General features: G+C 69.3%; 21 protein-coding genes. 7 read left to right on the top strand and 14 right to left on the bottom strand.

The genetic code is table 11. The features are described 5' to 3' along the window. Positions 1-2: 2 nt before the first annotated feature. The 5 genes from ACE37J_RS21200 to ACE37J_RS21220 are packed head-to-tail and all read right to left on the bottom strand — an operon-like array spanning position 3 to position 2235. Positions 3-746 carry a lytic transglycosylase domain-containing protein gene (locus ACE37J_RS21200; RefSeq protein WP_409715640.1) on the bottom strand — a complete coding sequence of 248 codons (744 nt, stop codon included), beginning with the start codon at positions 744-746 and terminating at the stop codon, positions 3-5. Positions 747-750: 4 nt separating this feature from the next. Continuing rightward, positions 751-1017 (bottom strand): flagellar biosynthetic protein FliQ, encoded by a 267-nt coding sequence (locus ACE37J_RS21205; RefSeq protein WP_409715643.1) that lies wholly within the window; start codon positions 1015-1017, stop codon positions 751-753. Between the two features lie 25 nt (positions 1018-1042). Next, positions 1043-1345 (bottom strand): flagellar hook-basal body complex protein FliE, encoded by a 303-nt coding sequence (gene fliE / locus ACE37J_RS21210; protein ID WP_409715646.1) that lies wholly within the window; start codon positions 1343-1345, stop codon positions 1043-1045. 49 nt (positions 1346-1394) lie between these two features. Further along, positions 1395-1787 carry a flagellar basal body rod protein FlgC gene (flgC, locus tag ACE37J_RS21215; protein WP_409715649.1) on the bottom strand — a complete coding sequence of 131 codons (393 nt, stop codon included), beginning with the start codon at positions 1785-1787 and terminating at the stop codon, positions 1395-1397. Positions 1788-1806: 19 nt separating this feature from the next. Then, complete coding sequence (locus tag ACE37J_RS21220) at positions 1807-2235, bottom strand: FlgB family protein (RefSeq protein WP_409715652.1); 429 nt, start codon at positions 2233-2235, stop codon at positions 1807-1809. Positions 2236-2337: 102 nt separating this feature from the next. Between ACE37J_RS21220 and ACE37J_RS21225 the strand changes: the two genes are divergently transcribed. The 5 genes from ACE37J_RS21225 to ACE37J_RS21245 all read left to right on the top strand — a co-directional run bounded on the left by ACE37J_RS21225 (position 2338) and on the right by ACE37J_RS21245 (position 6928). Then, positions 2338-3657: a FliI/YscN family ATPase gene (locus tag ACE37J_RS21225; RefSeq protein ID WP_409715655.1), complete on the top strand. Its 1320-nt coding sequence runs from the start codon at positions 2338-2340 to the stop codon at positions 3655-3657. A gap of 240 nt (positions 3658-3897) precedes the next feature. Continuing rightward, positions 3898-5175: a flagellin gene (locus ACE37J_RS21230; protein ID WP_409715658.1), complete on the top strand. Its 1278-nt coding sequence runs from the start codon at positions 3898-3900 to the stop codon at positions 5173-5175. Positions 5176-5289: 114 nt separating this feature from the next. Further along, a complete protein-coding gene (gene flaF, locus ACE37J_RS21235) occupies positions 5290-5682 on the top strand; it encodes a flagellar biosynthesis regulator FlaF (protein WP_409715661.1) in 393 nt (130 codons plus the stop codon). Next, complete coding sequence (flbT, locus tag ACE37J_RS21240) at positions 5670-6092, top strand: flagellar biosynthesis repressor FlbT (RefSeq protein WP_409715664.1); 423 nt, start codon at positions 5670-5672, stop codon at positions 6090-6092. Before flaF ends, flbT begins: the two co-directional genes overlap by 13 nt. Next, complete coding sequence (locus ACE37J_RS21245; RefSeq protein WP_409715667.1) at positions 6089-6928, top strand: DUF1217 domain-containing protein; 840 nt, start codon at positions 6089-6091, stop codon at positions 6926-6928. The genes flbT and ACE37J_RS21245 overlap by 4 nt, the downstream gene beginning before the upstream one ends. A 6-nt stretch (positions 6929-6934) precedes the next feature. Here ACE37J_RS21245 and moaB read toward each other — a convergent pair whose 3' ends face one another. The 9 genes from moaB to ACE37J_RS21290 form a co-directional block, all read right to left on the bottom strand. Continuing rightward, positions 6935-7471 (bottom strand): molybdenum cofactor biosynthesis protein B, encoded by a 537-nt coding sequence (gene moaB, locus ACE37J_RS21250; protein WP_409715670.1) that lies wholly within the window; start codon positions 7469-7471, stop codon positions 6935-6937. Further along, positions 7471-8334, bottom strand: a complete 864-nt coding sequence (locus ACE37J_RS21255; protein WP_409715673.1) for a uracil-DNA glycosylase family protein — start codon at positions 8332-8334, stop codon at positions 7471-7473. The genes moaB and ACE37J_RS21255 overlap by 1 nt, the downstream gene beginning before the upstream one ends. Before the next feature lie 40 nt (positions 8335-8374). Continuing rightward, the gene (gene phoB / locus ACE37J_RS21260) at positions 8375-9070 is read right to left on the bottom strand and encodes a phosphate regulon transcriptional regulator PhoB (protein ID WP_409715676.1); all 696 of its coding nucleotides are present in this window, start codon (positions 9068-9070) and stop codon (positions 8375-8377) included. A gap of 14 nt (positions 9071-9084) precedes the next feature. Beyond that, positions 9085-9786, bottom strand: a complete 702-nt coding sequence (gene phoU, locus ACE37J_RS21265; RefSeq protein ID WP_409715679.1) for a phosphate signaling complex protein PhoU — start codon at positions 9784-9786, stop codon at positions 9085-9087. A 10-nt stretch (positions 9787-9796) separates the two neighbouring features. Continuing rightward, positions 9797-10582: a phosphate ABC transporter ATP-binding protein PstB gene (pstB, locus tag ACE37J_RS21270; RefSeq protein ID WP_409715682.1), complete on the bottom strand. Its 786-nt coding sequence runs from the start codon at positions 10580-10582 to the stop codon at positions 9797-9799. A gap of 32 nt (positions 10583-10614) precedes the next feature. Next, the gene (pstA, locus tag ACE37J_RS21275) at positions 10615-11928 is read right to left on the bottom strand and encodes a phosphate ABC transporter permease PstA (RefSeq protein ID WP_409715685.1); all 1314 of its coding nucleotides are present in this window, start codon (positions 11926-11928) and stop codon (positions 10615-10617) included. After that, entirely contained in the window at positions 11928-13391 is a 1464-nt protein-coding gene (pstC, locus tag ACE37J_RS21280; RefSeq protein ID WP_409715688.1) for a phosphate ABC transporter permease subunit PstC, read from the bottom strand. Before pstC ends, pstA begins: the two co-directional genes overlap by 1 nt. A 72-nt stretch (positions 13392-13463) precedes the next feature. After that, entirely contained in the window at positions 13464-14498 is a 1035-nt protein-coding gene (locus tag ACE37J_RS21285; protein ID WP_409715691.1) for a substrate-binding domain-containing protein, read from the bottom strand. 163 nt (positions 14499-14661) lie between these two features. Then, a complete protein-coding gene (locus ACE37J_RS21290) occupies positions 14662-15957 on the bottom strand; it encodes an ATP-binding protein (protein ID WP_409715694.1) in 1296 nt (431 codons plus the stop codon). Between the two features lie 41 nt (positions 15958-15998). Between ACE37J_RS21290 and ACE37J_RS21295 the strand changes: the two genes are divergently transcribed. Further along, positions 15999-16433: a DUF1178 family protein gene (locus ACE37J_RS21295; RefSeq protein WP_409715697.1), complete on the top strand. Its 435-nt coding sequence runs from the start codon at positions 15999-16001 to the stop codon at positions 16431-16433. 283 nt (positions 16434-16716) lie between these two features. Beyond that, complete coding sequence (locus tag ACE37J_RS21300) at positions 16717-17967, top strand: aspartate kinase (protein WP_409715700.1); 1251 nt, start codon at positions 16717-16719, stop codon at positions 17965-17967. The last annotated feature ends 34 nt before the right edge of the window (positions 17968-18001 follow it).

An 18001-nucleotide genomic window follows, 5' to 3' on the forward strand; every position in this document is an offset into this window, starting at 1 on the left:
GTCTAGTCGAAAAGAGGGCGGCCGGCGCGCAGGAGCGGCGCGCCGGCGGAGAGGGCGGAAAGCGCGACGCCGCCGCGCCAGTTCGAGCGCGCGCGGTCCGGCGCGCCGTGCGCGGGGCCGGCGACGAAGAGGCCGCCGGCCGAGGCGGGCCCGTCTCCGGCCGTGGCGAGGAGGATGCGCGGCGCGGCGAGGGCCGGGAGATCCTCCGCCGGGTCGAGGCTGGCGAGGATCGAGTCGAAGCGCTTCGTATAGCGGTTGGCGAACTCCGGCGTGCGCGAATGATACTTGCCGACCGCCACGCGCCAGTCCCCCCCCTCCGCCTTCAGCTCGTTCAGGAAGCGGACGGCGTAGGCGGCGTTGGCGGCGGGGTCGAACATCTCCTCGAAACTCTCGAAGGCCTCGCCGTGCCAGCGGAAGTTGATCTGGAAGCAGCCGATGTCGAAGGAGCGCGCGCCGGCCTTGTGCCGCGCGCGGACAAAGGCGAGGGCCTCCTCCCGGTTGTCGAACCAGAAGCCCTCGCCCTCCATGTTCACGGTCCAGGGCCAGGGGCGGAGCGCGCCTTCGAGCCGCCGCCCGGTCTCTGTCCGCGTCAGTGCGCGCAGAATCTCGATCGGCGGGCCGCCCCGCGCAGCCCCCGCCGCCGAGGCGTCGCAGATTGCAGCGGTCGCCGCCGCGGGGCTTTGCGCCGCGACGGACACGGACGGAGCCGCGATGAGGAGAAGGGCGAGAAGCGCGGCGCGCGGCACGGGGTCAGCCTCCTGCGATGACGGGGATCAGCGAATCGCGCCAGAGGGAGACGATCGCTTCGCTCATGAAGCCCATGCTGATCCAGAACGTGATGGCGACAGCGGCGAGCTTCGGCACGAAGGTCAGGGTCATTTCCTGGATCGAGGTCAGCGCCTGAAAGAGGCCGATCACGAGACCGAAGAGGAGCGCGACCATGAGAATCGGCAGCGAGACGACGAAGGCGACCCAAAGCATCGCCCTCGTCACGTCCATGATTTCGCCCGGGCTCATCGGAGCGCGACCCCGCGGGGCCGGGTCAGACCGGCATCCGCAGGATTTCCTGGTAGCTTTCCACCACGCGGTCGCGGATCGAGATCGCGCTCTGCACCGCGAGTTCGGCGCTGGCGAGGGCGGTGACGACCGATTGCGGATCGGCCTTGCCGACCATGCCGGCCTTCGCCGTCTCCTCGCCCTGTCGCAGCGTCTCGACGAAGCTCTGCGCCGCCTCCTGCGCCGTCTCGGCCATGCCGGGGCGCGCCTTCCGGTTCCCGTCGCCGGGGGCGAGGGCGCCCTGGACGTTCTGGTAGAGCCGGCTTGCGAGTGCTGAATTCACTTCCATGACGATCCCCTTTCTGGCGGATTATCGGATAGCGGGCGGGTCTCCGCGGCTATCGGCGGAGAAGTTCGAAGAGCGAGGAGAGCATCCGGCGGGACTGGTCGAACATCCGGAGATTCGCCTCGTAGCTGCGCTGCGCCTCGCGGGCGTCCGCGATCTCGATCATCGACTGGACGTTGGAGCCCTCGTGGTATCCTTCGGCGTCGGCCAGCGGATGCGCGGGGTCGTAGACGCGCTCCAGCGGGCTTTGGTCGAGCGAGACGCGGCGGGCGGCAACGGCGCGGGAATCGTCCGAGCCGTTCACCATCGCCTCGAAGCTCACCAGCTTGCGGCGGAAACCCGGCGTATCGGCGTTGGCGATGTTCTCCGAGACGATGCGCAGGCGCGTCGACTGCGCGTTCATCCCGCTCGCCGCCGCCGCCATGCCTTTCAGAAGGTCGCTCATCTCCGGCTCCTTTCACCGTTCACCGCGCGCGGCCGATGGCCATGCGGATGAGGTCCATCGATTTCCGCAGGACGCCGAGCGCCATGTCATGGTCCGCCTGGGCGCGGGCGCCGCGGACCATCTGGTCCTCGAGGCTCACGGTGTTGCCGTTGGGCGAGGCCGCGTCGATCTTGGTGATTTCATAAGCTGTCGCGGCGGCGGCGGCCGATTCGAAACCGGCATGGCCGGGCCGGCTCGCCGCGGGAGAGAAGCTGGCGGCGCGCAAGGCGTTCGGGCCGGCCGTTTCGGCGCCGGGGCCGCGATAGGCCTCCGCGAAGGGCCGAACGTCCCGCGCCGCGAAGCCGGGCGTGTCTGCGTTCGCCACGTTCTGGGTTACAAGGCCCTGTCGCGTCGTCGCATGGGCGGCGAGGCTCTTGGCCATTGTGAGTATTGTCAGGTCGTTCGACACGGAGAGTTCTCCATCCGCTTTCGAAACCGGGTCTTAAGGATCGAAACTTTACAAGCGGTAACCCGAAGCCGGCGATTTCCGTCGAATTGAGGAGAGTTCGGAATGGTCGACGTGACGCATCTGGAGGCTGAGCTCGCCCGCGCCCCTTCGCGCCGGAGATGCGGCCAGGTCGCGGCGGCGGGCGACGGCTCCATCCTCGTCACCGGCCTTGGCGCCGCTGCGCGGCTCGGCGACCGCATCCTGCTTGCGGAGCGTCCGGACGCGCAGGGCCCGGGCGGAGAGATCGTGGGCCTCACGGCCGAGGGCGCGCGGGCTATGGTGCTCGGCGCCGGGGCGCCTGTCGCGCTCGGCGATCCGGTCTGGCTCGCGCCGGAGGAGCCGCCGCGGCCCGCCGCTTCGTGGCTCGGCCGCGTGGTCGACGCCTATGGCGCCCCGCTCGACGGGCGGCCCTTGACCGAGGGCAAGGTCGCGGCCCCGATTCGCCGTGCGCCCCCGCCGGCGGCGACGCGCGGCGGGCTCGGGCCGCGGCTCAGGACCGGGCTTTCGGTCTTCGACACGATCCTCCCGCTCGCGCGCGGGCAGCGCATCGGCGTCTTCGCCGGCTCCGGCGTCGGCAAGTCCCGCCTCCTCGCGGCGCTCGCCCGCGGAGTCGAGGCGGACGTGGTCGTCTTCGGCCTGATCGGGGAGCGGGGGCGGGAGCTCAACGAATTCATCCACGAGGGGCTGGGGCCGGAAGGCCTGCGGCGGGCGGTGCTCGTCGTCGCGACCTCGGACGAATCGGCCCTCGCGCGCCGCCGCGCGGGCTGGACGGCGACGGCGGTTGCCGAGCATTTCCGCGACGAGGGCAAGCATGTGCTCCTCATCCTCGACTCCATCACCCGCTTTGCGGAGGCGCATCGAGAGATCGCGCTGACGGCGGGGGAGACGCCGAGCCTTCGCGCCTTTCCGCCCTCGACCGCCAACATGATCGCCGCGATGGCGGAGCGGGCGGGGCCTGCCGGGCGCCGTTCGGCGGATGGTGCGATCACCGCCATCTATTCCGTCCTCGTCGCCGGGTCCGACATGGACGAGCCGGTGGCGGACATCACCCGCGGCGTTCTGGATGGCCATGTCGTGCTCGACCGCTCCATTGCGGAGCGCGGACGGTTCCCGGCCATCGATGTCGGCCGCTCCGTCTCCCGCGCCCTGCCGGCGGCGGCGAGCCAGGGCGAGAACGAGACGATTCTCGAGGTTCGCCGTCTCCTCGGCGCCTATGAGAAGGCGGAGCCGATGATCCAGACCGGGCTCTACCAGCCGGGCGCGGATGCGCTCCTCGACCGCGCGGTGAAGCTTTGGCCCGCGCTCGACGCCTTCGTTTCGGAGCCGAGCCCGAAGGGCGACGGCTTCGCGCGGCTTCGCGCCATCCTTGCGCAGGGAAGCTGAGGGCAACCGCCGCGAACGCAACTAAAAAGCCCGCGAAAGTCTCCGCTCATCCCCTCCCCCCCGCAAGGCTTTGTTAAGCGCGGCCCGGCAGAACGACGGCGGGGACAAGAAGGCCCCGGCCGACGGCGCCGAAGGCGACGATCCGGCGGGACGCCAGCAAGGGCGTTTCACCTCCGGGGCGAGACCCGGAAGACGACATGGCGGCGGAAAATCGCCGCGACCGATGCAGGAGAGCTCAAGATGAGCAGCATTCTCACGAACAACAGCGCGATGATCGCGCTGCAGACCCTGAACACCATCAACAAGAACCTCACGACCGTCTCCAAGGAGATCTCGACCGGCTTCAAGGTCGGCTCCGCGAAGGACAACGCGGCCGTCTTCGCCATCAGCCAGGTCATGCGCTCCGACGTGAAGGGCTTCGAGGCGATTTCCGAATCGCTCTCGCTCGGCCAGTCCACCGTCGCCGTCGCCTCCGACGCGGCGAAGGGCATCGGCGACCTGCTGCTCGACATCAAGAAGAAGATCGTCACCGCGGGCGAGAACAACGTCGACCGCGCGAAGATCCAGGACGAGGTCGCCTCGCTCGTCAACCAGGTGTCCAGCATCGCCTCCGCGGCGCAGTTCAACGGCCTCAACCTGCTGAACAACGGCAAGGTCGTGGCGGACGGCGCGGCGGTGACGACGGCGAACATCGTCGCCAACAAGGGCTCGCAGGCCAACTCCGTCCTCGCCTCGCTCGACCGCGGCTCTGACCAGACGGTCTCCACGGCGTCGATCACGGTCAACAAGCAGGACCTCACGAACCGCGCCGGCGCCGCCGGCACGGGCACCGACCTCGCGGCGGCGGCCTTCACCGTCTCCGGCGCGGCGGCGGCGGCACTCGGCTCCACGGCCACGCTCACGGTCGTCGGCGACGTCGCCACGGCGGCCCGTGGCGGCAACCGTGTTCTGGCTGGCGACAGCTACACGATCGGCGGCCTGACCGGTGTGACCGGCGCAGTGCGCTACGTGGCGCGGGACGGCGATTCGGTGAACGACATCGCCGCCGGCATCGCGGAGCGCATCAACCTGCAGGCGGCTGCGGACGGGATCAAGCTGACCGCTTCCGTCTCCGGCGCGGCGATCACGCTGACCAACAACACCGGCGCGGCCGTGACGGCCACCAGCACGCTGACCACCGGCGGCACCACCTCCGGCGGTCTCGAGACGCTCAGCCTGATCGACGTCTCGACGGAAGAGGGGGCCACTGCGGCGCTCTCCGCCATCGAGGGCCTGATCCAGACCACGACCAACGCGCAGGCCGCGCTCGGCACGTCCGAGAGCCGCATCGAGATCCAGAACGAGTTCATGGGCGCCCTGATCGACAGCTTCAAGTCGGGCATCGGCTCCCTCGTGGACGCGAACATGGAAGAAGCCGCTGCGCGGCTCCAGGCGCTCCAGGTCCAGCAGCAGCTCGGCACCCAGGCGCTCTCGATCGCCAACCAGGCGCCGCAGTCCATCCTGGCGCTCTTCCGATAAGGAGAGCCTGCCGGAGCCGGGCGAACCCCGGCTCCGGTCCCTTCCTCGTCGCGCGGCCGAAGCCGCGTATGACACCGCCGCCGGCCGGACCGGCGCCTTTGCGAGGATACGCATATGACTTCCCACCACCGCGCTCAGGCTGGCTATGGCGATACGTCCCGCGCCGTGAACGCCCCGAGACAGATCGAATACCAGGCTTTCGCGCGCATCACGCATGGCCTCAGCGCCGCGATCGCCGCCGAAGGCCCTGGCGCCTTCCCCGCGCTCGCCGAGGCGATGCACCAGAATCTCCGGCTATGGACCATTCTCGCCGGCGAAATGGCCGACCCGAACAACGGCCTCCCCGAAAAACTCCGCGCCCAGCTTCTCTCCCTCGCCCTTTTCACGCGGGAGCATACGTCCCGCGTCCTTGCGAAGGAGGCGACGGCCGAGGCGCTTGTCGAGATCAACACCGCGATCATGCGCGGTCTCAGAGCCCAGAACGAGGCGGCGCTATGCCCGGCCTGATCCTCAAGCTCGCACCAGGCGAGCGTTTCGTCGCCAACGGCGTCGTCATCGAGAACGGGGACAGGCGCGCCCGGCTCAACATCCTGACGCCGGATTCGAACGTCCTGCGCCTCCGCGACGCGCTGCATCCCGACGAGGCGAACACGCCCGTCCGCCGCGTGCTCTACATCGTCCAGCTCGCGCTGGCCGGCGAGGCGGACGTTGCGGAAGCCAAGCGGCAGATCGCGATGGGTATCGAGCAGCTCGGCTTCGTGTTCAACGACCCCGAATCGCGCGTGCGCCTCTCCCGCGCCGCGGAGGATGTCGCGCTCGAACGGTTCTACCCGGCGCTCCGCGCGCTGCGCGGGCTTCTGCCGCTCGAGGAAAAGCTGATGGCCTATGCGGCCGGGGCGGAGCCGAGGCCGCAATGAGCTTCGATCCCATCGTCCCTGTCGGCGGCGTCGCCGGCTACCGACTCCTCGTCCGGACGGAGACGACGCAGCGCGCCGTCTTCGACCGGCAGCCGGAGATCGCTCGCGACGTCGCCTATTTCAAGGAGAACATCGCGAAGGTCACGAGCGCGGAAGAGCTTGTGGCGGACCGGAGGCTGCTGACCGTCGCGCTCGGCGCCTTCGGCCTCGGGGACGAGATCGACAAGAAGGCGTTCATCCGGAAGATTCTGGCTGAGGGCACGGAAAACCAGGACGCGCTGGCCAACAAGTTCGTCGATCCCCGCTATGGCGAGATCGCGAAGGCCTTCGGCTTCGGCAATCTTGCCGGCGCCCGGACCGGAGACCCGGGCTTCGGCGAGCGGATCACGGACGCCTACCGTGTCCGCGCCTTCGAGATCGCGGTGGGCGAGCAGGACGAATCGCTGCGCCTCGCGCTCAACTTCCGGCGCGAGATCGGCAAGTTCGCCAACGCCAGCGACCCGGTGAGCACGGCATGGCTCTCCGCGCTCGGCGACCAGCCGGTGCGCGCCGTGCTGGAAGGCGCGTTCAACCTGCCCGCCGGCTTCTCCCAGCTCGACGTGGACCGCCAGCGGGAGGAGCTCCAGCGCGTGGCGCTGCGCGATTTCGGCTCGAAGTCCATGGCGGTGTTCAACGATCCGGTGAATGTGGACCAGGCGATCAACCGCTATCTGATTCGCAAGTCGATCGAGAACGGCCCTTCCGCCTCGACGCCCGGCATGGCGGCGCTCTCTCTCCTCCAGGGCTCGGTCGGGCCGAGCGCGGCGCAGAACCTGCTGCTCTCAAATCTCGGCTGAGCCGGCTCAGCCGGGCTTGCGGCGCCTGTGCTCTTCGAGCCGCGGCATGATCTCGACGAAGTTGCAGGGCTTGTGCCGGTAATCGAGCTGCGGGGCGAGCAGCGCGTCCCAGCCGTCGCGGCAGGCGCCGGGGCTGCCGGGCAGGGCGAAGAGATAGGTGCCGCCCGCCACACCCGCGCAGGCGCGGGACTGGATCGTCGAGGTTCCGATCTTCGCCCATGAGATCATGTGGAAGGCGACGGCGAAGCCCTCGATCTCCTTTTCGAACACGGATTTCATCGCCTCCACCGTCACGTCGCGCCCGGTGAGGCCGGTGCCTCCGGTGGAGATCACCACGTCCACCTGCGGGCTCTCGACCCAGGGGCGGACCTGCGCGACGATGGCCTCCACGTCGTCCTTCACGATGGCGCGCCCGGCGAGGAGGTGCCCGGCCGCCTCCAGCCGCTCGACCAGCGCATCGCCGGAGCGGTCGTCAGCGGGCGTGCGCGTGTCGGAGACGGTCAGCACCGCGATGCGGACGGGGACGAATTCGCGCTCGGTCATCATCGGGCCTCGGGCGGCGGCGCGCCGTCCAGCACGGAGCGCAATGACAGGAGGTCCCGCCAGGCCTTCGCCTTTTCGGCGGGCTGGCGGAGGAGATAGGCGGGGTGCAGCGTCGGCAGGACGGGACGCCCGCCCGTTCGCGCCGCCTGCCGCCAGCGCCCTCGGACACGCGTGATGGAAACCGACTCGTCGAAGAGCGCCGAGGCCGGCGCACGGCCGAGCGTGACCACGATTTCCGGCGCGGCGAGTTCGATATGGCGTTCGAGGAAGGCCAGGAGCATCGCGGCCTCGTCGCTCGCCGGGTCCCGGTCGCCCGCGGGGCGCCAGGGGAGGAGGTTCGTGATGTAGGCGCCGCGCTCCGGCCCCGCCGCGCGGCGGTCCAGCCCGATCGCGGCGAGCATCCGGTCAAGCAGCTGGCCCGAGCGGCCGACAAAGGGCTTGCCCTCCCGGTCCTCGTCGCGCCCCGGCGCCTCGCCGACGAACATCACCCGCGCCGCCGGGTCGCCGTCGGCGAAGACGGTGTTGCGCGCGCCTTGCTTCAGGGCGCAGCCCTCGAAGCCCTCGATCGCTGTGCGGAGCTCTTCAAGCGTCCGCGCCCCGGCGGCGAGTCTCCGCGCCTCCGTCACGGCTTCCGCGGCGTCAGTTTCCGCCGGCTGCCTCGGGCTCAGGACGGCGGGCGCCGCCGGTTTCGGCGCGGGCGCGGGCGCGCGCGCATCGGCCCGCGCCGCCGCCGCCTCGCGCGCTGCGGCGGCCGCGGCGAAACGGTCCACCGGCTCCGCGCCGATGCATTCGTCCGCCCCCGCCTCCATCTGGAAGAGAAGCGCGGCGAAGAGCGCCTGCCTGTCGAGCGGTTGCGGGTCCATGCCCGGAGGATAGGGCCGGCGGCGGGGCGCCGCCAGCCCGTCAGGAGAGATAGGTCTCGTCGAGCGCGTAGCCGGCGGCGCGGACGGTGCGGATCGGGTCCGCATCGCCGCGGCGGTTCAGCGCCTTGCGGAGCCGGCCGACATGCACATCCACCGTCCGCGCCTCGACATAGACGTCGCGGCCCCAGACCATGTCGAGCAACTGCTCTCGGCTGAAGACGCGGCCCGGCCGGCGGATCAGGCAGTCGAGCAGGCGGAACTCCTTCGGGCCGAGATGCACCTCGCGCGGGCCGCGATGGACGCGCCGCGTCTCCCGGTCCAGCACGATGTCGCCGAAGGTCGCGACGTCGCCCGCCAGGGTGGGGCGGGAGCGGCGCAGCACGGCGCGGACGCGGGCGAGAAGCTCCGTCATCGAGAAGGGCTTGGTCAGGTAATCGTCGGCCCCGGTGTCGAGCCCGCGAATCCGGTCCTCCTCCTCGCCGCGGGCGGTGAGCATGATGATCGGCAGGTCCCGCATATCGGCCCGCCCGCGCGCGCGGCGGCAGATCTCGATGCCGGAGACGCCGGGCAGCATCCAGTCGAGGATCATCAGGTCCGGCGCCTCCTCGTCGAGGGTCAGCAGCGCCTCGTCACCGTCGGCGCAGAGCCGGACCTGGTAGCCTTCCTGCGTCAGATTGTAGTCGAGGAGCGCGCCGAGCGCCTCCTCGTCCTCGACCACGGTGATCCGCGCGCTCATCTCTCCGCTCCCGTTCAGATTGCCTGCCCGATATCGTCCGCCTCGCCCTTCGGCCGCTCCGGCCCGATGGCCTCGCCCTTCGCGCTGTAGTGGATCATCTCCGCGATATGGGTCGCGTGATCGCCGATCCGCTCCAGGTTCTTCGCGATGAAGAGGAGCTGCGAGCCGAGCGAGATCGTCCGCGGATCCTCCATCATGTAGGTGATCGTCTCGCGGAAGAGGGCGTTGTAGGCGTCGTCGATCTCCACGTCGCGGCGCCAGACGGCGATCGCGGCGTCCACGTCCGTCTTCACGTAGGCGTCCAGCGCTTCGGTGAGCTGGGCCTGCGCCTGCCGGCCCATGCGGACGACGGAGCCGGAAATCCGCACCGGGCTCGTCGCCGTCAGCGCGCGGGAGCGTTTGGCGATGTTCTTGGCGAGGTCGCCCACCCGCTCCAGCGTGGTCGAGAGCTTCATGGCGGAGACGACGAGGCGCAGGTCCTTCGCCATGGGCTGCCGCTTCGCGATGATCTGCGTCGCGAGCCGCTCCACCTCGTGCTCCAGCGCGTCGAGCCGCCGGTCCTTGCCGATCACCTCCTCGGCGAGCTCGGAATCGCGCCGCTCGATGCTGTCCAGCGCCTGGGAGAGCTGCGTCTCCGCCACCCCGCCCATCTCCGCGATGCGGGCGCGAAGCTCGATCAGGTCGTCGTCGAACGAGGTGACGATGTGTTCGCCCATGATGGCCTCCTCAGCCGAACCGGCCGGTGATGTAGTCCTGCGTCCGCTTGTCGGACGGGTTCGTGAAGATCTTGTCGGTGTCGTCGTACTCGACCATCACCCCGAGGTGGAAGAACGCCGTCTTCTGGCTCACGCGCGCCGCCTGCTGCATCGAGTGGGTGACGATGACGATGGCGAAACTGTCCCTCAGCTCGTCGATCAGCTCCTCGACGCGCGCCGTCGCGATCGGGTCGAGCGCGGAGCAGGGTTCGTCCATCAGCAGCACTTCCGGGGAGGTGGCGATGGCGCGGGCGATGCAGAGCCGCTGCTGCTGGCCGCCGGAAAGGCCGGTGCCCGGCTTGTCGAGCCGGTCCTTCACCTCGTCCCAGAGCGCGGCCTTGCGGAGGCAGCCTTCGACGATGGCGTCGAGATCGGGCTTGTTGGTCGCCATACCGTGGATCTTCGGGCCGTAGGCGACGTTGTCGTAGATCGACTTCGGAAAGGGGTTCGGCTTCTGGAACACCATGCCGACGCGGGCGCGGAGCTGCACCGGGTCGACCGACTTCGCGTTGATGTCCTCCCCTTCGAGCAGGATCGAGCCCGTGACGCGGCAGATGTCGATCGTGTCGTTCATCCGGTTGATGCAGCGGAGGAAGGTGGACTTGCCGCAGCCGGAAGGGCCGATGAACGCCGTCACGGCCTTGTCCCCGATCTCGACGGAGACGTCCTTTATGGCGTGCGCCTCGCCGTAGTAGACGTTCACGTTCGTGGCGGAGACTTTCGTATCCCCCATCAGCGCCCGCTCGTCGTCCTTCATGAAGTTTCCTTCCATCTCTTTGTCCCCCGTCGTCACCAGCGGCGCTCGAAGCGCTTGCGGAGCAGGATCGCGGTGACGTTCATGATCAGCAGGAAGCCGAGCAGCACGATGATCGCCGCGGAGGTCCGCTCCACGAAGGCGCGCTCGGCCATGTTGGCCCACATGAAGATCTGAACCGGCAGCGCCGTCGCCGGGTCGGTCGGGCCTGACGGAACGTCCGCGATGAAGGCGACCATGCCGATCATCAGCAGCGGCGCAGTTTCGCCGAGCGCTTGGGCGAGGCCGATGATCGTCCCGGTCAGGATGCCGGGCATCGCGAGCGGCAGGACATGGTGGAACACCGCCTGCATCTTCGAGGCGCCGACGCCGAGCGCGGCCTCGCGGATCGAGGGCGGCACCGCCTTCAGCGACGCGCGGGTCGCGATGATGATCGTCGGCAGGGTCATCAGCGTGAGCACAAGGCCGCCGACCAGCGCGGCCGAACGCGGCAGTCCGAAGAAGTTGATGAAGACGGCGAGGCCGAGGATGCCGAACACGATGGAGGGCACGGCGGCGAGGTTGTTGATGTTCACCTCGATCAGATCGGTCCAGCGGTTCTTCGGCGCGAATTCCTCGAGATAGATCGAGGCGGCGACGCCGATCGGCAGCGCGAGCGCGAGCACCACCAGCATCATGTACATCGAGCCGACCATCGCCGCGCCGACGCCCGCCGTCTCGGCGCGGGAGGAGGCGCCGAAGGTGAAGAGCCCGGTGTTGAACTTCTTCTCCAGCGCGCCCGCCTCTTCGAGCTGGCGCAGCATGGCGATCTGCCGGTCCTTGATCGGTCGGCGGGATTCCTCCGTCTCCTCGCTGATCGAGCCTTTCATGAAGGCGTCGACAACGCCGTCGGCGAGGAACCAGATCTCCTGCCGCGTGCCGATCTGGTCGAGATTCTCGGCCACGTAGTCACGCAGGAGGATCCGGGAGCCGCCGGAGAGCAGCTTCTGGGCGTCCGCCGCGAGAAGCTCGTCATTCGGGTCGATGCCGAGTTGCGAGAGCAGCGCCTCGTCCACGAGGCCGCCCCAGCGGAAGACGTTGCCCGTCATCACCGCGTCCACGGTGTTCCGGCCCTGCGGGTCGATCACGTCCTGCTTCAGGTCGACGGTCAGGCGAATGGACGTCTGCTGGAACGCGCTGATCCCGTTGACGAAGACGGTGGAGAGCAGCGCGATGAGAAAGAAGAGCGCGACGGAGATCGCGGCGATGCCGTAGGCCTTGAACCGGGCCTCCGCGGCGCGGCGCTTCTTCAGGCTGGGCGTGACCTCGCCAAGCGAGGCCGCGCGACGGGGTGCGGCGATGTCGGCCATCAGTCGTACTGCTCCCGGTATTTGCGCACGATGTGCAGCGCGTAGATATTAAGCCCCAGCGTGACGACGAAGAGCGTGAGGCCGAGCGCGAAGGCGACGAGCACCTGCGGCGAGGTGAATTCGGTGTCGCCGGTCAGCTGGCTCACGATCTTTACGGTGATCGTCGTCATTTCCTGGAAGGGATTGAGCGAGATGCGCGTCGCGACGCCCGCGGCGAGCACGACGATCATCGTCTCGCCGATGGCGCGCGAGGCCGCGAGCAGCACGGCGCCGACGATGCCGGGCAGGGCGGCGGGCAGCACGACCTGCCGCACCGTCTCCGACTTCGTGGCGCCGAGGCCGTAGGAGCCGTCGCGCAGCGATTGCGGCACCGCGTTGATGATGTCGTCGGAGAGCGAGGAGATGAAAGGGATGATCATGATGCCCATCACCACACCCGCCGTCATCACCGAGGAGCCGGAGGAGCCGAGGCCGAGCGGCACGGCCACCGCGTCGCGGATGATCGGGCCGACCGTCACGAGGGCGAAGAAGCCGTAGACGATGGTGGGGATGCCGGCCAGCACCTCGATGATCGGCTTCACGATCCCGCGCACGCGCTTGGAGGCGTATTCGGCCATGTAGATCGCCGAGAAGAGCCCGATGGGGACGGCGATGATGAGCGCGATGATCGAGATGTAGGCCGTGCCCCAGAGCAGCGGCAGGATGCCGTATTGCCCGCCCTCGTCGCCCGTCGAGTCGGCGGCGGCGAAGCGCGGGTCCCAGGTCGAGCCGAAGAAGAAGTTGACAGGCGAGACCATGCTGAAGAAGCGCAGGCTCTCGCTCAGCATCGAGAAGACGATGCCGACCGTGGTGAGGATCGCGATGGCGGAGGCGGCGATGAGCACGCCCTTGATGACCGTCTCGACGCGGTTCCGCGCGCGCATCTCCGGCTTGATCTGGAGCCAGCCGAGCGCGCCGCCGATCACGGCCGCGAGGATGGTCAGGAGCCACATGGCCCCGGAAAAGGTCGAGTTCAGCCCGTTCAGCGTTTCCGCGGCGCGGACCATGAAGGGCTCGATATCGGCGCCGCCGAGCGCGACGCCCTTCTCCGCCAGCAGCGGCCGGAGCGGCACAAGGCCGACGCGCACCTGCTCGCGCTCGCCTTCGTCGAGCAGCGTCAGCCCGCCCGCGATCTGCGAGACCATACCGGCGATGAGGTTCGATTGCGTCTCGTCCTGCCGGAGCTCCGCCGGGAACTCGGCGCGCACCGCGTTGTCGACGATGATGGGGCGCGCGATCACGATCAGCACGATGACGGCGAGCGAGGGCAGCAGCACCCAGTTCATCACATGGGCGGCGTGAAAGCCGCTCCGCGAATGGGGCTTCGCCCCGGCCCTCTCCATCGCCTTCGCCTTCATCCGGCCGGCGATGTAGCCGGCGGCGGCGAGCGCCAGCACGACCAGTATCAGCGTCGAGACGCCCATGATTTCTTCCCCTCGCGTCAGGTCGCCGGGGGCGGGCGCCCCGCCCCCGGCGCGTTCAGGACCGGGGTCCGATCACATCGTCTCGCCGGAGGCGATGCGCGCGCGCAGCGCCTCACGCTCCGCCTTCGGCGCGGCGACGAGGCCATAGTTGGCGAGCGGACCCGCCGGCCCGATCATCTCGTCGGCCGTGAAGAACTCGACATAGTCACGAAGGCCCGGGATCACGTCGAGATGTGCCTTCTTTACATAGAAGAAGAGCGGGCGGGAGACGGGATACTCGCCCGCGGCGATCGACTCCGTGGTCGGGACGACGCCGGACATCGTGCCGACCTTCAGGCGGTCCTTGTTGTTCTCGTAGAAGGCGAGGCCGAACACGCCGACGCCGGTGCGGTTCGCATCGATGCGGGAGAGCGTCTCGGTATAGTCGCCGTCGATGTCGATGGAGGCGCCGTCCTTGCGGACGCGGATGCAGGCGTCTTCGGCGCTGTCCTCGGACATGCCGCCGTCAATCATCGCCTTGAGCGCGCCGGTCTCCTCGCAGCCATGCGCGAGCACCTTCTCCTCGAAGACTTCACGGGTGCCGTGCTTCTCGCCCGGGATGTAGGCCGCGATCTTCCAGTCGGGGAAGGCCGGGTTCACTTCGTTCCAGGTCGTGTAGGGGTTCGGGACGAGCGCGCCATCGACCACGACGTCGGAAGCCAGAGCCTTGTAGATGTCCGCCGGGGTGAACGCGAAGTCCGGGCCGTTGATGTCCGTCGCGAAGACGATCCCGTCATAGCCGATGCGGACTTCCATGATGTCCGTCACGCCGGCGTCTGCGCAGGCCTTCACCTCGCTGTCGCGGATCGGGCGGGAGGAATTCGCGATGTCGATGGTCGCCGGGCCGGCGCCCTTGCAGAACTCCTTCAGGCCGCCCGAGGAGCCGCCGGATTCGACGATCGGCGTCTTGAAGTTGGAATAGGTCTCGCCGAAGGCCTCCGCCACGATCTGGGCGTAGGGAAGGACAGTCGAGGAGCCGGCGATCTGGACCTGGTCGCGGGCCGAGGCGGACCCGGCGACGGCGACCGCCGCGGCGGCGATCGCGGCGGCTGCGATGCGCTTGTTCATGTGAATCTCTCCATATCGAGGATCGTTTCTGCGTTTTGACGAGCAGAACGTCTCGCGCCCTGTCTCAGGAGCCGTGCCTAGCCTTCGCAGGCCGAGTTTCTATGACGGAGGGAAAACAGTTTTGTGACATCTTAGTAGTTTGGAAAACATATGGATTTCAGGATTAGTCCGCATTCGTGGAGGGAGACTCGCGCGGTTTCGTCACGGAACCGGGCGCGGCGCGCGAGTCGGGCGCGGGGGGCATCCAGATCGTGAAGGCGCTGCCCTCGCCGAGTTTCGAGCGGATCTGGAGCTCCCCGCGATGACGCGTCAGGATGTGCTTCGCGATGGCGAGGCCGAGCCCGGTTCCCCCCACCGCCTTGCTGCGCGCGACCGAGACCCGGTAGAACCGCTCCGTCAGCCGGGGCAGGTGCTCCCGCGGGATTCCGGGGCCGTCGTCGGCCACGGTGAGGCCTACCATGCCGGGCCACTCCGGGGCGGGCGCCGCGCGGCGGATGGCGACGGTGACGCCTTCGCCGCCATACTTGATCGCGTTGTCGATGAGGTTGGTGAGGAGCTGGGCGAGCTGGTCCTGGTCTCCGGCGACGACGGGGCCTTCTCCCTCCACCTCCAGCGCGAGTGTCGCCCCCGCCTCGCGCGCCACCGGCTCCATCGCCGCCACGGTGGCGTGGGCGAGGGCGGCGAGGTCCACCGCGCCCTTGGGCCGGACATGGGCGTTCATTTCGATGCGGGAGAGGGACATGAGGTCCTCCACCAGCCGCTTCATGCGCTCCGCCTGCGTCGCCATGATGCCGAGGAAGCGGGCGCGGGCGGCGGGGTCGTCCCTCGCGGGGCCCTGCAGGGTCTCGATGAAGCCGATGATGGAGGCGAGCGGGGTCTTCAGCTCGTGGCTGGCGTTGGCGATGAAATCCTGCCGCATCTCCTCGATCTGGCGGATGCGCGTCCGATCCTCGATCAGGACAAGCGCGGCCGGCTCCCGCGGGGCGGCGGGGCCGAGGGCGCGGACATGGGCGAGGAGCCGCCGCTCCGTCCGCTTGCGGATCAGCGGCGCCTCGACGCTCCGCGGCGCGCCGTCGGTGATCGTGTCCTCGATCGCCTCGATCAGCCCCGGCGCGCGGATCAGCGAGACGAGCGGCAGGTCGACCGCCGCCTCCTCATTCGGCCCCGGTTCCTCGGCGAGGAGCCGCAGCGCCTCCGGGTTCACGCGCCGGATGCGGAGGTCCTCGTCCACGAGGATGAGGGCGGCGGGCAGCCTGTCCAGCGCCTCCGAATCCGGCGAGCGGGCGGGGGGCGGCGGCGCGACGGGCGGCGGCTCCGGGGCCGGAGACGGCGCTTCCGGCTCCGCCTCGGGCGGGCGGACGAAGAGGCGGCCCGCGAGGCGGGCGAGGTCGGGGAGGCGCGGCATGATCCATCCCTGATAGCCGAGCCGGGGCCGCGAAAGAAGCGCGATGGCTTTCACGGAAACGTCTTATATATCATCCTGCGAGATAGAGAGGGGCCATGATCCGCTACGACCTTCGCTGCGCCCAGGGCCACGCCTTCGAAGCCTGGTTCGGCTCCGCCGCCGCCTATGACGAGCAGGCGGCGCGGGGCCTCGTCTCCTGCGCGCTCTGCGGCTCCCCGAAGGTGGAAAAGGCGCTGATGGCGCCGGGTGTGCCGGTGAAGGGCAACCGGAATGCGGCGCCGGCGGAGCCGATGCTCTCCGCCCCCGCCCCGGCCGAGATCGTGGAGAAGCTCGCCGCGCTCCGGCGGGAGATCGAGGCGAAATCCGCCTGGGTTGGCCGCCGCTTCGCGACGGAGGCCCGGGCCATGCATGTCGGCGAGGCCGAGGCCCGCCCGATCCACGGCGAGGCGACGGCCGAGGAGGCGAAGGCGCTGATCGAGGAGGGTGTGCCGGTCGCCCCGCTCCCGTTCCTGCCAAGGCGGGACGATTGAGGGGATGCGCACAGTGCGCAGGGGTGATAAGTCTATGGGGTTAAAGGTGAATATACCATGATACCCCAACTGTCGGATCCCGGTGCGGGCGCCCCCCTGCCTGTCCGTCCTCTCGGTACGGGGGGAGGGGAGCGCCTTGCGGGGCGCGTTGACGCCCGGGTCGGCCGGACGGGCCCCGCCGAATTCCCCGTTGTGTAGCGCCACCCGAACGCCTTGCCCCCCCGCGCCCCCGGCGATATAGCGCACCCGCCCGCCGGGACGGCCGGGCGAGCAGGAGCCGCGGATGACGACACCCCCCCGTCTCGTGATGAAGTTCGGCGGCACCTCGGTCGCCGACCTGGAGCGAATCCGCAACGCCGCTTCGCGCGTGAAGCGCGAGGTCGAGGCGGGCTATCACGTCGCCGTCGTCGTCTCCGCCATGGCGGGGGAGACGAACCGGCTGGTGGGTTACGTGCGCGAGGCGGCGGCGACGCCGGGGGCGAACAGCCCCGGTTTCTACGACGCGCGCGAATATGACAGCGTGGTGGCGAGCGGCGAGCAGGTGACGAGCGGGCTGATGGCCATCGTCCTGCAGGAGATGGGCGTGCTCGCCCGCTCCTGGGCCGGCTGGCAGGCCCCGGTGACGACGACCTCCGCCCACGGCTCGGCCCGGATCACCGGCATCGACACGACGAAGATCGAGGAGCGGTTCGGGCAGGGGATGCACGCGGTGATCGCCGGCTTCCAGGGCGTGAGCCCGGAGGGGCGGATCACCACGCTCGGCCGCGGCGGCTCCGACACCTCCGCCGTCGCCTTCGCCGCCGCGCTCGGCGCCGAGCGCTGCGATATCTATACGGATGTCGACGGCGTCTATACGACGGACCCGCGGATCGAGCGGAAGGCGCGGAAGCTCGCCCGCATCAGCTTCGAGGAGATGCTGGAGCTGGCCTCGCTCGGCGCCAAGGTGCTCCAGACGCGCTCCGTCGAGCTCGCCATGAACCATGGGGTGAAGCTGATGGTCCGCTCCAGCTTCAGCGACGATCCGGGCACGCTCGTCTGCCCAGAGGAGGAAATCGTGGAGAAGAACGTCGTCTCCGGCATCGCCGCCGAGCGCGGGCAGGCCAAGGTCACGCTGCTGAAGGTGGCGGACCGGCCGGGCGTCGCCGCCTCGATCTTCGGTCCGCTCGCCGAGGGCGGGGTGAACGTGGACATGATCGTCCAGAACATCTCCGAGGACGGCTTCACCGACATGACCTTCTCCTGCGCGGAGGATGACGTGGCGCGGGCGAAGCACCTGCTGGAGAATGCGGAGCCGAAGATCGGCTATCGCGAGATCGTGGTGGACGACGATGTGGCGAAAGTCTCCGTCGTCGGCGTCGGCATGCGCTCCCATTCGGGCGTGGCGCAGACGATGTTCAGCGCGCTCGCGTCGGACGGCGTGAACATCAAGGTCATCACGACGTCGGAGATCAAGGTGAGCGTGCTCATCAGCCGCAAATATCTTGAACTGGCCGTGCAGTCGTTGCACGCGGCCTTCGGTCTCGACAAGGTCTGAACGCCGGCGCAGAACGCGCCGGGGACAGGGGGAC

This window comes from Pikeienuella sp., from assembly GCF_046290545.1.
In the GTDB taxonomy this organism is placed as follows: domain Bacteria; phylum Pseudomonadota; class Alphaproteobacteria; order Rhodobacterales; family Rhodobacteraceae; genus Pikeienuella.

What these genes read in the sequence shown, in the direction of transcription:
- pstC (WP_409715688.1), bottom strand. Translation starts at nt 13,391, where the DNA reads ATGGGCGTCTCGACGCTGATACTGGTCGTGCTGGCGCTCGCCGCCGCC.
- ACE37J_RS21255 (WP_409715673.1), bottom strand. Translation starts at nt 8,334, where the DNA reads ATGGACCCGCAACCGCTCGACAGGCAGGCGCTCTTCGCCGCGCTTCTC.
- flgC (WP_409715649.1), bottom strand. Translation starts at nt 1,787, where the DNA reads ATGAGCGACCTTCTGAAAGGCATGGCGGCGGCGGCGAGCGGGATGAAC.
- ACE37J_RS21300 (WP_409715700.1), top strand. Translation starts at nt 16,717, where the DNA reads ATGACGACACCCCCCCGTCTCGTGATGAAGTTCGGCGGCACCTCGGTC.
- flbT (WP_409715664.1), top strand. Translation starts at nt 5,670, where the DNA reads ATGCCCGGCCTGATCCTCAAGCTCGCACCAGGCGAGCGTTTCGTCGCC.
- ACE37J_RS21225 (WP_409715655.1), top strand. Translation starts at nt 2,338, where the DNA reads ATGGTCGACGTGACGCATCTGGAGGCTGAGCTCGCCCGCGCCCCTTCG.
- moaB (WP_409715670.1), bottom strand. Translation starts at nt 7,471, where the DNA reads ATGACCGAGCGCGAATTCGTCCCCGTCCGCATCGCGGTGCTGACCGTC.
- pstA (WP_409715685.1), bottom strand. Translation starts at nt 11,928, where the DNA reads ATGGCCGACATCGCCGCACCCCGTCGCGCGGCCTCGCTTGGCGAGGTC.
- fliE (WP_409715646.1), bottom strand. Translation starts at nt 1,345, where the DNA reads ATGGAAGTGAATTCAGCACTCGCAAGCCGGCTCTACCAGAACGTCCAG.
- phoU (WP_409715679.1), bottom strand. Translation starts at nt 9,786, where the DNA reads ATGGGCGAACACATCGTCACCTCGTTCGACGACGACCTGATCGAGCTT.
- ACE37J_RS21205 (WP_409715643.1), bottom strand. Translation starts at nt 1,017, where the DNA reads ATGAGCCCGGGCGAAATCATGGACGTGACGAGGGCGATGCTTTGGGTC.
- ACE37J_RS21285 (WP_409715691.1), bottom strand. Translation starts at nt 14,498, where the DNA reads ATGAACAAGCGCATCGCAGCCGCCGCGATCGCCGCCGCGGCGGTCGCC.
- ACE37J_RS21245 (WP_409715667.1), top strand. Translation starts at nt 6,089, where the DNA reads ATGAGCTTCGATCCCATCGTCCCTGTCGGCGGCGTCGCCGGCTACCGA.
- phoB (WP_409715676.1), bottom strand. Translation starts at nt 9,070, where the DNA reads ATGAGCGCGCGGATCACCGTGGTCGAGGACGAGGAGGCGCTCGGCGCG.
- ACE37J_RS21295 (WP_409715697.1), top strand. Translation starts at nt 15,999, where the DNA reads ATGATCCGCTACGACCTTCGCTGCGCCCAGGGCCACGCCTTCGAAGCC.
- pstB (WP_409715682.1), bottom strand. Translation starts at nt 10,582, where the DNA reads ATGAAGGACGACGAGCGGGCGCTGATGGGGGATACGAAAGTCTCCGCC.
- ACE37J_RS21230 (WP_409715658.1), top strand. Translation starts at nt 3,898, where the DNA reads ATGAGCAGCATTCTCACGAACAACAGCGCGATGATCGCGCTGCAGACC.
- flaF (WP_409715661.1), top strand. Translation starts at nt 5,290, where the DNA reads ATGACTTCCCACCACCGCGCTCAGGCTGGCTATGGCGATACGTCCCGC.